This is a genomic window from Streptococcus loxodontisalivarius, assembly GCF_016908645.1.
Lineage (GTDB): Bacteria > Bacillota > Bacilli > Lactobacillales > Streptococcaceae > Streptococcus > Streptococcus loxodontisalivarius.
Genome location: NZ_JAFBEH010000012.1, coordinates 36438 through 52589, shown reverse-complemented (window position 1 = coordinate 52589; position 16152 = coordinate 36438). Strand labels below are relative to the sequence as shown.

Below are 16152 nucleotides of genomic sequence, written 5' to 3'. Positions count from 1 at the left end.
CCTTCGTTGGCACGAGTGCGGACAAGTTCATAAGTAACACCATCTTTTGTGATTTCAGCTGGAGCCTCATCGCTGTATGCTTCATCAACTGGAGCATCTGTCTTAACTGACTTGTCATCTGCGATTTCCGTTTCTGTTCCTTCGATGACGTAGCGAGCTACTACGTTGCCAGTTGGTGTAGCTGGAGTTTCCTTAACTTTGTACTCGTAAGTGATTGTCTGTGTGGCTTCAGTTACGGTACCATCTGCTGGCGCATCGCCTTCGTTGGCACGAGTGCGGACAAGTTCATAAGTAACACCATCTTTTGTGATTTCAGCTGGAGCCTCATCGCTGTATGCTTCATCAACTGGAGCGTCAGTCTTAACAGATTTGTCATCTGCGATTTCGGTTTCTGTACCTTCGATGACATAGCGAGCTACGACGTTGCCAGTCTTGACTACTTCTTTGTAGACATAAGTAACTTCAGTCGTACCTTCAACAACAGTACCTGTCTCATTTCCAACGGTCTTAGTTGGAACGAGTTCATATGTTTTACCGTTGAACTCGATAGTGGTTGGTTTATTATCTGTTGTGTCGTATGGTGTGTCAACGTCTGAAGTTGGCGTGTCGACAACTGGATCTTTGATGACATTGCCTGACTCGTCTACGTAGTTGACTACTACGTTGCCTGTTGGAGTAACCGGTGTTTCCTTGACTTTGTACTCGTAAGTGATCGTCTGCGTAGCTTCGGTCACTGTTCCATCAGCTGGCGCATCACCTTCGTTGGCACGAGTGCGGACAAGTTCGTAGGTCACGCCGTCTTTAGTGATCTCAGCTGGCGCTTCATCAGAATAAGCTTCGTCCACTGGGGCATCTGTCTTAACTGACTTGTCATCTGCGATTTCGGTTTCTGTTCCTTCGATGACGTAACGAGCTACTACGTTGCCAGTTAGTGTAGTCGGCGTTTCTTTGACCTTGTACTCGTAAGTGATCGTCTGTGTCGCTTCAGTCACTGTACCGTCAGCTGCCGCATCACCTTCGTTGGCACGGGTGCGGACAAGTTCATAGGTTACACCATCTTTAGTAATTTCAGCTGGCGCTTCATCACTATATGCTTCGTCCACTGGAGCGTCTGTCTTAACCGCTTTGTCATCTGCGATTTCTGTTTCTGTTCCTTCAATGACATAGCGAGCTACAACGTTGCCAGTTGGTGTAGCTGGCGTTTCCTTGACCTTGTACTCGTAAGTGATTGTCTGTGTCGCTTCAGTCACTGTACCGTCAGCTGCCGCATCGCCTTCGTCGGCACGGGTGCGGACAAGTTCATAGGTTACACCATCTTTAGTAATTTCAGCTGGCGCTTGGTCAGAATATGCTTCGTCCACTGGAGCATCTGTCTTAACCGCTTTGTCATCTGCGATTTCTGTTTCTGTACCTTCGATGACATAGCGAGCTACGACGTTGCCAGTCTTGACTACTTCTTTGTAGACATAAGTCACTTCAGTCGTACCCTCGACTACAGTACCTGTCTCGTTTCCAACGGTCTTATTTGGAACGAGTTCGTAGGTCTTACCATTGAAGTCGATGATTGTTGGCTTGTTATCTGTTGTGTCATATGGGGTATCGACGTCTGACGTTGGTGTGTCGACGACTGGGTCTTTAATGACATTTCCTGATTCGTCGACGTAGTTAACCACGACATTTCCTTGAGGCGTAACTGGTGTTGGCGTTACAACCTCACGGTAAACATAAGTTACTTCTGTTGTACCCTCAACAACAGTACCAGTTTCGCTTCCAACGGTCTTAGTTGGAACAAGTTCATAAGTCTTACCATTGAACTCAATCGTTGTTGGTTTATTATCTGTTGTGTCATATGGTGTGTCAACGTCTGATGTTGGTGTGTCAACAACTGGATCTTTGATGACATTACCTGACTCGTCGACGTAGTTAACCACGACATTTCCTTGAGGCGTAACTGGTGTTGGCGTTACAACCTCACGGTAGACATAAGTAACTTCTGTCGTACCTTCGACAACAGTACCTGTCTCATTTCCAACGGTCTTAGTTGGAACGAGTTCGTAGGTTTTACCGTTAAACTCGATGGTGGTTGGTTTATTATCTGTTGTGTCGTACGGTGTATCGACAACTGGATCCTTGATGACATTGCCTGACTCGTCGACGTAGTTGACTACGACGTTACCTTGAGGAGTCTCAGGCGTTTCCTTGATCTTGTACTCGTAGGTGATCGTCTGTGTCGATTTTGTCACTGTGCCATCTGCTGGCGCATCGCCTTCGTCGGCACGGGTGCGGACGAGTTCATATGTCACGCCGTCTTTAGTAATTTCAGCTGGTGCTTCATCAGAATATGCTTCGTCCACTGGAGCATCGGTCTTAACTGACTTGTCATCTGCAATTTCAGTTTCTGTTCCTTCGATGACGTAGCGAGCCACTACATTACCAGTCTTAATGACTTCTTTGTAGACATAAGTCACTTCTGTCGTACCTTCGACAACAGTTCCATTTTCGTTTCCAACGGTCTTAGTTGGAACGAGTTCGTATATTTTACCATTGAACTCAATAGTTGTAGGCTTATTGTCGGTTGTGTCGTACGGCGTATCAACGTCTGATGTCGGTGTATCGACAACTGGATCTTTAATGACATTCCCCGACTCGTCGACGTAGTTGACTACGACGTTCCCTGTTGGTGTTGCTGGTGTTTCTTTGACCTTGTACTCGTAAGTGATTGTCTGCGTCGCTTCAGTCACTGTACCATCAGCTGGCGCTTCACCTTCGTTGGCACGTGTACGGACGAGTTCATAAGTAACACCATCTTTTGTGATTTCAGCTGGCGCTTCATCAGAATAAGCTTCGTCCACTGGAGCGTCAGTCTTAACAGATTTATCATCTGAGATTTCAGTTTCTGTTCCTTCGATGACGTAGCGAGCTACTACGTTGCCAGTCTTGACTACTTCTTTGTAGACATAAGTAACTTCAGTTGTTCCTTCGACTACAGTTCCAGTTTCGTTTCCAACGGTCTTAGTTGGAACGAGTTCATATGTTTTGCCATTGAACTCAATAGTCGTTGGCTTGTTATCTGTTGTGTCATATGGCGTATCAACGTCTGAAGTTGGGGTGTCTACGACTGGGTCTTTGATGACATTGCCTGACTCGTCTACGTAGTTGACTACGACATTACCAGTTGGTGTAGCTGGCGTTTCTTTGACCTTGTACTCGTAAGTGATCGTCTGTGTCGCTTCAGTCACTGTGCCATCAGCTGGGGCATCACCGTCGTTTGTACGAGTTCCTACAAGTTCGTAAGTAACGCCGTCTTTTGTGATTTCAGTTGGTGCTTCATCAGAATAAGCTTCGTCCACTGGAGCGTCAGTCTTAACAGATTTATCATCTGCGATTTCAGTTTCTGTTCCTTCGATGACGTAGCGAGCTACTACGTTGCCAGTCTTGACGACTTCTTTGTAGACATAAGTTACTTCGGTCGTACCCTCAACTACAGTTCCAGTTTCGTTTCCAACAGTCTTAGTTGGAACTAACTCATAAGTCTTGCCATTGAACTCGATGGTTGTTGGTTTGTTGTCTGTTGTGTCGTATGGTGTGTCCACATCTGATGTTGGTGTGTCTACGACTGGATCTTTGATGACGTTGCCTGACTCATCGACGTAGTTGACTACTACGTTACCTTGAGGAGTTGCAGGAGTTTCTTTAACTTTGTACTCGTAAGTGATTGTCTGTGTCGCTTCTGTCACTGTTCCATCTGCTGGAGCATCACCTTCGTTGGCACGAGTGCGGACAAGTTCGTAGGTCACTCCGTCTTTGGTGATTTCAGCTGGTGCTTCATCGCTATATGCTTCATCAACTAGGGCATCCGTCTTAACTGACTTGCCATCTGCAATTTCAGTTTCTGTGCCTTCGATAACGTAGCGTGCTACGACGTTTCCTGTCTTGACAACTTCTTTGTAGACATAAGTCACTTCAGTTGTACCCTCAACAACAGTACCTGTCTCGTTTCCAACGGTCTTAGTCGGAACGAGTTCGTATGTTTTACCATTGAACTCAATAGTTGTAGGCTTATTGTCTGTTGTGTCGTACGGCGTATCAACGTCTGATGTCGGTGTATCGACAACTGGATCTTTAATGACATTCCCTGACTCGTCGACGTAGTTGACCACAACGTTACCTTGAGGAGTCTCAACTTTACGGTACTCATACGTTACATGTAATGTACCTTCTCGAAGATCACCCGATTCGGAATCAGATCCCGATTTTACTGAAACAAGTTCATATTGAACACCGTCTTTCTCAATGAAACTTGGCTTTTCAGTTGTATTCTCAGCAGTATCGTAGGTAATTGGATTACCTTCGCTATCTCGAATATAAGTTTCTGCTGTATCTTCATAGGTATCCTTGAGTTGTGTATCTGTTCCTTCGATAACATAATCAACAATAACTCGACCTTTTGGAATCTCAATATATTCATATGTGATTGTTTGAGTTCCTTCGGTTACTGTACCATTAGCTGGCGCATCGCCTTCGTTTGTACGCACACTAACAAATTCATAAGTTTTGCCGTCTTTTACAATCGTAGCGGGTGCTCGATCAGAATAGGCTTCGTCCACCGGAGCATCGGTCTTAACTGATTTGTCATCTGCGATTTCTGTCTCAGTTCCTTCGATAACATAACGAGCTGTAACATTACCAGTCTTGACAACTTCTTTGTAGACGTAAGTAACTGACTTAGTGCCTTCGGTCACTTCTCCTGAAGCTGCGTCTGTTCCGTAAGTGAATGAACCAGCGTTAGCCGCAAGTGTTCCGTCTGCATTGACAGTACCAACTGTTGCCGTTGTTGCTTCAGCGACCAACTCGTATGTTTTACCGTCTTTAGTAATGGTTGCTGGACGTTCTACTGTTGCAGTTGAGTCAACATCGCCAGCGGATTCAGCAGTGTTGTAGGCTGTTCCTACCGCTGCGTCAGTTGTGTCTTTGTACTCAGTACCGATGACATTACCTTCTGTATCAACGTAGTTGACGACAACAGAACCTTTGGCTTCTTCTTTAAGCTTGTAGACGTAAGTCACTTCCGTCGTACCTTCGACAACAGTACCTGTCTCATTTCCAACGGTCTTAGTTGGAACGAGTTCATAAGTCTTACTATCTTTTGTAATAGTTGTTGGCTTATTATCCGTTGTATCGTAAGTGGTACCTGATTCTGTTGTGGTTGTTGTTGGAGTACCAACTGTATCACCGTCTGAATCGACAACTGTCTTAGTAACGGTTGTTGAAACAACGGTCTCTGGAGTATCTTCGACATCATCTTGAAGAGTTTCACCATCTTCTGTGACATAGTGAACAATAACGTTACCGCTAGTAGTTGTTGTTGTCTCTTCTTCCGTTGTCTTCAGAACGTATTGGTAAGTGATTGTTTGATCTGCCTCGGTAACAGTTCCTGATGCAGGTGCATCGCCTTCGTTCTGACGAACTGGTGCTGTTGTTGAGAGAACATAAACCTTACCATCTTTGCCAGTAATCTCAGCAGGAGCCTCATCAGAATACGCTTCGTCTACTGGAGCATCTGTCTTGACTGCTTTATCATCTGCGATTTCGGTTTCTGTACCTTCGATGACATAGCGTGCTACGACGTTGCCAGTCTTGACGACTTCTTTGTAGACGTAAGTAACTGACTTAGTGCCTTCTGTCACTTCACCTGAAGCTGCATCTGTTCCGTAAGTGAATGAACCAGCGTTAGAAGCAAGTGTTCCGTCTGCATTGACTGTACCAACTGTTGCCGTTGTTGCTTCAGCTACTAGCTCGTAGGTTTTACCGTCCTTAGTGATTGTCGCAGGGCGTTCTACTGTCGCAGTTGAGTCAACGTCTCCTGCTGATTCAGCTGTATTGTAGGCTGTTCCTACTGCTGCATCAGTTGTGTCCTTGTATTCAGTACCGATGACGTTACCTTCTGTGTCAACATAGTTTACGATAACAGAGCCTTTGGCTTCTTCTTTAAGCTTGTAGACGTAGGTTACTTCAGTTGTACCTTCAACAACAGTGCCTTGTTCTTCACTGGTTGTCTCTGCTGTGACAACTTTACCATCGATAAGTTGTGTAGCGCCGTCGCTCGTTTCTACAGCTGTTCCAACGAGGACATAGGTTTTGCCATCAACAGTAATTTCAGCTGGTTTGTTGTCTGTTGTGTCGTACGGTACTTCAGTAACTTCAGTTGTCACCGTTGGAGTTCCGACTGTTTCTCCATCGCTATCAACCGTTGTTTTAGTTGTTGTTACTTCAACAATTGTTGCAGGAGTGTCTTCAACGTCTGCTTGGAGAGTTGTTCCGTCTTCTGTCACATAGTGAACGACAACATTACCTTCCTTAGTTGTAACAGTTTCAGTTTCTGTTGTTTTGAGAACGTATTGATAAGTGATTGTTTGATCTGCCTCGGTAACAGTTCCTGATGCAGGTGCATCGCCTTCGTTCTGACGAACTGGTGCTGTTGTTGAGAGAACATAAACCTTACCGTCTTTGCCAGTAATCTCAGCTGGAGCCTCATCAGAATAAGCTTCGTCTACTGGAGCGTCTGTCTTAACTGCCTTATCATCTGCGATTTCAGTTTCTGTACCTTCGATAACGTAGCGAGCTGTAACATTACCAGTTTTAACAACTTCTTTGTAGACGTAAGTAACTGACTTAGTGCCTTCTGTCACTTCACCTGATGCTGCGTCTGTTCCGTAAGTAAATGAACCAGCGTTAGAAGCGAGTGTTCCATCTGCATTGACAGTACCGACGGTTGCCGTTGTTGCTTCAGCTACTAGCTCGTAGGTTTTACCGTCCTTAGTGATTGTCGCAGGGCGTTCTACTGTCGCTGTTGAGTCAACATCACCTGCTGATTCGGCAGTGTTGTAGGCTGTTCCTACTGCTGCGTCAGTTGTGTCCTTGTACTCAGTACCAATGATATTACCTTCTGTGTCAACGTAGTTTACGATAACTGAGCCTTTGGCTTCTTCTTTAAGCTTGTAGACGTAAGTAACTGACTTAGTGCCTTCGGTCACTTCTCCTGAAGCTGCGTCTGTTCCGTAAGTGAATGAACCAGCATTAGCTGCAAGTGTTCCGTCTGCGTTGATAGTACCAACTGTTGCTGTTGTTGCTTCAGCTACCAGCTCATAGGTTTTACCATCTTTAGTAATTGTCGCAGGGCGTTCTACTGTCGCTGTTGAATCAACATCGCCAGCTGATTCGGCAGTGTTGTAGGCTGTTCCTACTGCTGCGTCAGTTGTGTCCTTGTACTCAGTACCAATGATGTTGCCTTCTGTGTCAACATAGTTTACGATAACTGAGCCACGAGGATTCTCCAAACGAACAGACAGGCGCAACAAATCATCATTTGAAAATTCGTTATTATCAGCTAGATCCTCATCAATAATGGTATAGTAATGTTTATTAGCACCATTGGTTGCATCTGGAGTAATCAAGGTATCTCGAACGGCAACATCTGTTTTAAAGTAGTCAGAACCTGTATTATACTCTTCTTGTGAAAAGGCTGTGAAAGGCGTTGATTGATGATACAACTTGAATTGAACCTGTGTAAAGGTACCTTTCAAACGAATTGAACCAGTACCGGCTGGAGATACATCTGGTGTTCTATCTGAAGTATCATAGAAATCGTCATCTGTTGGATCCACGACCGAACGGAAATAAGTGTTCTTATCTGTGACATCAATTGAGTTTGACGTGACTGTCAAGTTGACACCCTCACTAGCTTTTTCTAGTGTGACATCAGATGAAAGCAATTCAAAATAAGTCGAGTTGAATGACCCACGCGCATAGAGAGGCACAGCATCATAACGCATTGTAGACGTATTATAGATGTAGTCATTAAAGGTAATACGTCCATTACCACCGATACCTGAAAGGTCAATGATTGGATCGGTCACCTCTTGGCTAAAGGTCAATGTCAAGATAGAAATTGCCTTTTTACCACTGTAGTTCATCTTGTCGATAACATTTTCATCATCTTCAAGAGGGGCTGACTGAGTGTATACTCCAAGAGCTGGGAGAGTAGATGGGTTTGGAGTACCGACAAACATGTCCGAAGTCGCACGATAGCTAGATTGGTTGGCACCATTTGTCAAAAGACCAACACCAGCCTGCACACCATCAGCAGGTGCAATCGTTGCTGTTACTGTAATTGTTGTATTATCATCACGTGTTACTGTTGTTTGGGCTGATTGATAAGCCTCACCTTGAAAGTCTGCCGCCACATTCTGGTTTTGAACAGAAGATGGGAATGCATCCGTTAACTCCCAAGTACCACTAGTCGCATAGCTTCTTGTATCACTTGTAGCTGCTGAAGTCGTTGCCGCTACAGCTGCCACAGGAGTTTCTGCTGAGTCGCTAACCTCTTGGCTAGCTGTTGCACTGGCAGCAACTGTTGCTTCCTCTGCTGCTTGCGGAGCTTCACTTGCTTGGACAGTAGTATCCGTGCTTGCATCAGCAACATTTGAACTCGCTAAAGATAAAGCTGACTCTTGGCTAGCAACCGTAGTCGCTGTAAGCTCACTAGCTGCACTAGTAGACTGACTTGAATCTGCTACTGTTGCAGTCACAACAGCCTCAGATGTCGTAGCTGACACCTCGTCCGCTAGAGCCTGTGGAGAGAGAAATAGCAGAGCTCCAATAACCACAGAGCCTACACCCACAGAGAACTTACGAATCGAGAATTTCAATTCTTTTTCAAAATTGTGTTTGTTAAACATCAATATCTCCTCTAATTTTTCATTAAATTCAACACATTCTACCAAACGTCCAAAATATATGTCAATAAATTTGCACTTATACAACGTCATGTAGGCGTAAAACACGAACAAAAATAACCTGTTTACAACCTTTATAATCCATATCATATAAACTTTTTATTTTCTAATATTCAAAAATCGATTTCCTTATAAGAAAATATTAAACCGTTTCCAGAAAAATAGCAGAGCTTTAAAGATTAAAAATGAAAAACTATTGTCTGATTTTAGTGATAAAAAAACCAACCAGCCTAAACTGATTGGAATTTTCCTACTCATATCTAAGAGCTTCGATTGGATTGAGTTTACTTGCTTTATTAGCTGGAAGAACCCCGAAGAGCACTCCGACTGTTGCTGAGAAGAGAAGACTTCCCAAGACAATTGGTAGAGAAATCACTGCTACCATGCCCTGTCCCATGACTTGAGAGACATTGACCAAGGTCACGATTCCCCAAGCCAGGGCAAGTCCGATAAGACCACCAAGACTGGTCAAAACGATAGACTCAATCAAGAACTGCACCAGAATATTACGACGAGTAGCTCCTAGAGCCTTACGCAGACCGATTTCACGGGTACGCTCAGTTACAGACACTAGCATGATGTTCATAACTCCGATACCACCAACCAAGAGAGAGATTCCCGCAACTGCACCGATAAAGACGGTAATCAAGCCCATGCTCTGATTGAACTGGGTCAACATCTGTTGCAAGTCATAGATTTCATACTTAGCCTCCTTGAGTCCAGTTGCCTTAGTCAGATAATCTGCAGCAGCTGTTCCTATTACTGAGGATTGGCTAAAGTCTTTAACATGAACATAGACATTGGCATTTTCTTTTTGCCCATATTCTGAAGCTAGTTGGGCATTGGTCATAACGGCATTTCCTCCAGAGCTAGCTCCGTAAAGGGCAGAGCCAGCATTTGGATCCTCATAGACACCAACAACCAGATAATCGTGGTTGCCGATTGCCACCGTTTTATTAAGAGCCTTCTTATTAGAGCCAAAGAGTTTCTTAGCCAGCTTGGTATCTAGCATGACAATACGTGAAAAGTTATTGTAGTCAGTCTGTGTAAACTGACGCCCTGCCAAAATCTTGTACTCTTTGATTGAAAAGTAGGTCGAGCTAACACCAGTTATGTTAACTGATTTAGCGCTGTTCTTACCATAACTCAGATCTGCCATGGTTGAGTTAGTTGTGTAATAACCATCTACACCAGGAATATCAGCCAACTTAGATAGGATAGAATCCGTTAGGTCTGGCTCTGTCTCGTTGCTGACATCCGTTGTCTCAGTGGACGTTACTAAGCCATCAGTCGTTGTCTCTGAAGCCATGGTTGTAAAGTAAATCTGAACATCTGTATTGTCACCGCTCAGCGCCTTAGACATACTGCTAGACATCCCTGATCCCAGAGCCACAATGACCACAACCGCTGCCACACCGATAATAATCCCCAGCATGGTCAAGATAGACCGCATCTTGTGCCCCATAATTGAACTTAGGGCAAATTTCCAATTTTCCATCTGCACCTCCTAGTCAATACGGACACTGTCTGTCGTATCCAGCGTAATCTCACCGTCACGAATGACAATCTTGCGTCTTGCATAATCAGCAATCTCAGGCTCATGAGTAACCATAATAATGGTCTTACCTTCCTGATTAAGTTGAGTCAGAAGTTCCATAATCTGATCACCCGTCTTGGTATCCAAGGCACCCGTCGGCTCATCAGCCAAGATGATTGAGGGACTGTTAACCAAGGCACGCGCGATAGCCACACGCTGCTTTTGACCACCTGATAACTCTGATGGCAGGTGCTTCATGCGTTCGGTCAGTTCTACTTTTTCTAAAAATTGCTGCGCTAACTTCTTACGTTTTGAGACTGACATGCCAGCGTAGATGAGGGGTAGTTCCACATTATGCTGAGCTGTCAATTTAGACAGGAGAAAGAACTGTTGAAAGACAAAACCAATCTCCTTATTTCTTAGCTGCGCCAGCTCATTTTCCGAAAGGTCATCAACCTCCTGACCCGCCAAGTCATAAGAGCCTGTCGAAGGTCTATCCAAAAGCCCAATGATATTCATGAGAGTTGACTTACCAGAACCAGACGGACCCATGATAGCCAGAAACTCCCCTTCCTCGACGGTCAAGTCAATCCCCTTTAAAACCTGCAACTCCTGGTCACCATTATGGAAGGATTTGGTGATGCCTTTGAGCTGCATCAATGTTTTTCCTTCTGTCATAGCTTACTCACTTTCTGTGCTGCTGGTTTCTGAAGATGAACTGCTTTCTGAGGCTGTACTTGATTCAGATGACGAACTTGCCTTACTATCAGCATTGACAGTAACCTTAGCTCCATCTGTTAGGCTAGAATCAGCCCTTGTAAGGACAATATCGCCTAGGTTTACTCCTGCCAAGATTTCTTGGTTGACAGCATCAGCAGAGCCAAGAGTTACTTCTCTCTTCTTGACAGTCTTAGTCGCATCGCTGTAAACCCAGACATAAGACTGGTCACCCTCAGTTGTCACAGCTGTCAATGGAACAAGCAGAGCTGTCTTGTTGTTGACAACCTCTACAGATACTGTAAAGCCTTGTTTCAATTGACCAAGGTCACTTGTGATGTCAACCTTGTAGTCATAGCTTGAACCTGTTGAACCTGATGATGTTGACGTTTGTGAGCTAGTTGAGCTTGATTGTTGTGGATAATCAGAAACAGAAGCAATGGTTCCAGTCCAAGTTTGGTCTGAATACACTTTTGATTTGATATTAACAGCCTGACCGACTGAAACATTAGCTAGGTCATACTCTGTCAAGGTTCCTTCAACCTGTAGGCTACCTTGACTGACAATGTGAACCAAGGTCTGACTAGACTGAGATGAAGTGTCTACATTGTTATTGACTTCGACCACAGTTCCTGAGACATCGCTGACAATAACATTTTGATTGAGAGCATCTTGTGCTTTTGATACCTCGTTTTGAGCTGAGGCATAGGCATCTTGGTAGGCCGCCAATTGTTTTTGGTAGTCTGCTTCTGTCTGAGCTGCGCTGACACTTGAACTTGTTGTTGTCGCTGATTGGTCACTTGAAGTGCTGTCTCCATCTGTTGCCGTTGAGCTTGAAGCGTCAGCTGTTGTTGATGTTGTTGCGTTTCGACCATAGGTCTTATAGTAGTTAAGGTCGCGGAGCGCAGCATTTTCCTTACGAACGGCCTCGTCGTAATTAGCCTGAGCTGTTGTTTGGTCGTACTGAACAAGCTGTTGCCCAGCAGAAACCTGGTCGCCAACATTAACAGATAGGCTGTAGTTAGAACCTTTGCTAGATTCATAGTAAACATACTGCTCTTCCTTAGCCTTGACTGTTCCTGTCAAAAGTGTCGATGAGGCAATGGCGCCATTTTGCACCTCGCTCAAATCATAGACCTGCGCTTCTGATGTTCCTGTACTGCTTGATGAGGTTAGACCCCAGATGCCTAATCCTCCTAGAACAAGAACTGCTGCCGCACCACCGATAATCCATTTTGTCTTAGTGGACAAACCACTGAGTCTGCTTTTCTTTGCCACTGATTTTCCTCCTTTTGAACATTCTTTTCCCACTATAACATAAGCTAAACCTGAAAGTCAGGGAAATTTGTAAGAAATCCCTAACTTATCAAAGATCCATGCTAGATTTTGCCTTTTTAGCCTTCTTAATCGCTCTGCTATTTCGATTGAGATAAATGACCAACAGGTAAATGGCCAATAGAAGTAGAGAAAAAGCAAAAGCTAACCAACTGCTTGCTGCAGATGTTGCTACACCTGACTCCAAGCCCGAACTAAGCGATGGCGCCCAAGTCAGATTATGCACCAAAGCCAGCAGACTCTCAATAAAGGTCAAGCCAAGATAAAAGAGGTAGATAAAGACTGCCTTGAGATCCTTACGGAGCAAGTAGAAAAGGCTTGCCAATAAAGCGATAACCATCAAAATAACCAGGCTACGATAGAAGACACCTGTCGAATAAGCATACTGAACCTTAGCCAATTCATTCAGATAGGTCGCCATATCTGAACTAATATACTCCGAAGATTGAATCGTCTCAGGCTGTCCAGAGAAAAAACTACTGAAAACACGACTCAGGGTCGCAATCACAGAAGTCGCCAATAAAATATAAAGATAAACTGTCCTTTTCATCTCAAAAGTCCTTTCTAAAAATCCAGGAAAAATCCTAAAGTCATAAAAACAAAAAACGTTTTCATATCACTCCTATTATATCTCATTTTTGCAAATTTTGCCTAAAATATCCTAAATAGTCGCTTATTCGTCCCGAATGGTCAGAAAAAGCAAACAATAAGTCATGTTCGATAGTAAAATATTCATAAAAAATGATTATATACATTTCTCCTAGCTTTTCTTTATCAGAACTGACCTTATCAAACCATTCCAGACAAAGAAAAAAACACCTCCTTACAAGATGCTTTGTATTTTAAGTGATAAAATCTTAATCAAGCTAGGCAGGACGAGGCTGATTGGACTTGAGTTCATCAATACGAGAAGATTCTTTATATCAAAAAAGCCCTTCAAACGAAGAGCTTTCCATTTTTTTTTGATAAGTTTGCTTTTATCTAGGCAGAGTTGACGACGATTAACCTTGTGGTTATCGAGTCGCTCTAAATATAGAAAAAAGCACCTCCTTACAAGATGCTTTGTATTTTAAGTGATAAAATCTTAATCAAGCTAGGCAGGGCGAGGCTGATTGAACTTGAGTTCATCAATACGAGAAGATTCTCTATATCAAAAAAAGCCCTTCAAACGAAGAGCTTTCTATTTTTTCCGATAAGTTTGCTTTTATCTAGGCAGAGTTGACAACGATTAACCTTGAGGTTATCGAGTCGCTCTAAATATAGAAAAAAAGCACCTCCTTACGAGATGCTTATAATTTTAAACGATAAAATCTTAATCAAGCTAGGCAGGGCGAGGCTGATTGAACTTGAGTTCATCAACGAGCCATAACGAAGCTTGAAAAGATTTTAGCCTTAAAATTAACGACGAAGACCAAGAGAGCTGATAAGCTCACGGTAACGGTTTACGTCAGTACGGCGAAGGTATGCCAACAAGTTACGACGGTGACCGATTTTTTTCATCAAACCACGGTAAGTAGCGTGGTCTTTTTTGTGTTGTTTGATGTGGTCGTTAAGGTGGTTGATTTCCCAAGTAAGAACAGCTACTTGAACTTCAACTGAACCTGTATCACCTTCGTGACGTGCGTATTGAGCAATGATTTCATTTTTTTTCTCTTTTGAGATTGCCATAATGTTTTTCTCCTTTTATTGCTTCAACCGAGTGCTAGGATTGGCGCTCCTAGGACCAAGAAGAAGTTGGTATGTCGTTTTCCGACTGTTTTATTTTAGCAAAATAGCCGAGCTGGGTCAAATGATTTTCTTTAAAAGCTGATCCGTCTGACTTATTTTCTTCCTTGGCGTAGCGCTGGCAACAATAGAATAAGCCCTAAGATAAGACTTAGGATGGCAAGAATCAGAAAGGCTCCTGTCGTAGTTGGAAGAATGCTGTCAAAAAGTCTGAGGGCTAGCGAAGCTATTGCTCCACCTAAGTTACAACCCAGAAGAACGAGGGTCGTTGCGGTAGCTAGTTTCTCACCCTTCATGCGTTCTGAAACCAGATGGAAGACAAAGGTCACACCCAGACTGTAGACAAAACCTGTCAAAATAGCTCCCAGTCCAATCAACCACAGTGAGGCTCCTGTCCAAACGACAAGGACACCAGCAGCCAAAACAAAGAGAACAATAGGCATAAAGTAGGCTCTTAAAAGAGACACCATAGCTGAGAACTGAGTTCCTGCTAGAATTCCCATTAGCATCATCAAACTCAAAATCAAACTGGATTGACTGGCTGTTCCCAGTCCAAGACTGTCCACAATAACAGGAATACGCAAGGTATTGATGGAGTTAATCAGAATAACAAAGCCAGCATAAAGGGCTAAACCAAGGATATAGAGGAGTTCCTTGGTCGCAAAGCTGACCTTCTCTTTTTCTTGGCTGACCTGGGTGGCTTTTTCTTCCTTAGTCTTAGGAACAAAAATCAGATAGAGAGCCAAGATTGGCAAACCAAATCCGTAAACCATAAAGGCATTTGACCAGTTGCTGCTTAATAATTGCCCTGCGATAAAGGTTAAAATGGCTGAGCCTAGAACTTCGGCTGAGCCACGGAGTCCCAGCATACGAATCCTCTCCTTACCTGAGAAGCGTTGACTGATAATGTTGATAGCGTGAGCATTGATCAAACCGATACCAATCCCCAAAATCAGGCGAGAGGCAAAGACAAGGGGATAAGCCTGATTAAAATAGGGAGCCGAGCCACCCACTGAGAGGAGCAAAAGCCCCAGAATGATGCTGATACGCTCAGGGATAAAGCGGTTGATGATGGGGTTGAGCAAAAGCACAGCGATGATGGCAAAAGAGGACAGGGAAACCAGAAGTTCCACCTGACTAGAGGTATAGCCCTGCGCTTGATAGTAGCTGATCATCTGCGGGAGAGCAGAGGACACTGAGAAGGTCGACACCAGCATCAGCGAGAGGGCTAAGAGGCTGGTCTTTTCCATAAATGCTTTCATATAAGATTCCATTCTTGCTTAAATTTCTTAACTTCAGTATAATCAATGTCAAGTAACAAAAATAGGACCTAGGTCCTAAAAAGGAGATGAATACGATTCCACAAAGACAAGAGATTGAAAAAATTGTCAAAGACTACCAGCTTGAAGAGGTTTTCCCAAGCAATTATCACGCGCAACTACAATTAGTGACCTACCAAAAAGGACAGGCTATCTGTCATCAAGGTGAGGAGCTCAATGCTCTCTCCTATGTCCTAAAAGGCAAGCTCAAAATCGTCCGCAGACTCTTTAATGGTAAGGAATACATCCTTGAAACACCCATGCAGCCAACTATTATTGGAGATATCGAGCTTATGACCAGACGAGGTGCTGTCTCATCCGTTATCGCTCTTGAGGAAGTTCAGGTGGTACAACTCCCCCTCTATAACAAGGACCAACTCCTCAAGGACCCTCTTTTCCTCTTTAAAATTGGACAAAATCTAGCAGAGAGCCTCTATCGTCAGAATATCTCTGCCTCGACCAATATCTCCTACTCAGTCAAAGAAAGGCTAGCCACTCATATCCTAACCGTCCAAGAAGACGGACACTTCCAGCTCAACCTTCCCATACTAGCAGACACCTTCGGAACCAGCTACCGCCACCTCATGCGAGTTATCAAGCAACTGCTTGACCAAAATATCATCTCCAAACCCAGCTTCAAACACTACCAAATTGAAAATCGCTCCGCTCTGGAGCAGTTGGTGATTGAAGGAAACTAGGTGTACAATAAAAACGAAAGGAGATG

General features: G+C 43.9%; 8 protein-coding genes. 1 reads left to right on the top strand and 7 read right to left on the bottom strand.

Going from position 1 to position 16152, the window contains the following annotated elements:
• The 7 genes from JOC28_RS10705 to JOC28_RS03915 all read right to left on the bottom strand — a co-directional run.
• A partial coding sequence (locus JOC28_RS10705; protein ID WP_239548872.1) for a MucBP domain-containing protein occupies positions 1 to 8738 on the bottom strand: 8738 nt, incomplete at its 3' end.
• A 307-nt stretch (positions 8739 to 9045) separates the two neighbouring features.
• Positions 9046 to 10293: an ABC transporter permease gene (locus JOC28_RS03940; protein WP_205009342.1), complete on the bottom strand. Its 1248-nt coding sequence runs from the start codon at positions 10291 to 10293 to the stop codon at positions 9046 to 9048.
• A gap of 9 nt (positions 10294 to 10302) precedes the next feature.
• Entirely contained in the window at positions 10303 to 11010 is a 708-nt protein-coding gene (locus JOC28_RS03935; RefSeq protein ID WP_205009341.1) for an ABC transporter ATP-binding protein, read from the bottom strand.
• A gap of 3 nt (positions 11011 to 11013) precedes the next feature.
• Positions 11014 to 12327, bottom strand: a complete 1314-nt coding sequence (locus JOC28_RS03930) for a permuted SH3 domain-containing protein (RefSeq protein ID WP_205009340.1) — start codon at positions 12325 to 12327, stop codon at positions 11014 to 11016.
• A gap of 88 nt (positions 12328 to 12415) precedes the next feature.
• Complete coding sequence (locus JOC28_RS03925) at positions 12416 to 12934, bottom strand: hypothetical protein (protein WP_205009339.1); 519 nt, start codon at positions 12932 to 12934, stop codon at positions 12416 to 12418.
• Between the two features lie 848 nt (positions 12935 to 13782).
• Positions 13783 to 14052 carry a 30S ribosomal protein S15 gene (rpsO, locus tag JOC28_RS03920; protein ID WP_008535715.1) on the bottom strand — a complete coding sequence of 90 codons (270 nt, stop codon included), beginning with the start codon at positions 14050 to 14052 and terminating at the stop codon, positions 13783 to 13785.
• Between the two features lie 152 nt (positions 14053 to 14204).
• On the bottom strand, positions 14205 to 15371 hold the full coding sequence (locus JOC28_RS03915; RefSeq protein ID WP_205009338.1) for an MFS transporter: 1167 nt from the start codon (positions 15369 to 15371) through the stop codon (positions 14205 to 14207).
• 86 nt (positions 15372 to 15457) lie between these two features.
• Here JOC28_RS03915 and JOC28_RS03910 point away from each other — a divergent pair, with 86 nt between their 5' ends.
• Positions 15458 to 16126, top strand: a complete 669-nt coding sequence (locus JOC28_RS03910) for a cyclic nucleotide-binding domain-containing protein (protein WP_205009337.1) — start codon at positions 15458 to 15460, stop codon at positions 16124 to 16126.
• The last annotated feature ends 26 nt before the right edge of the window (positions 16127 to 16152 follow it).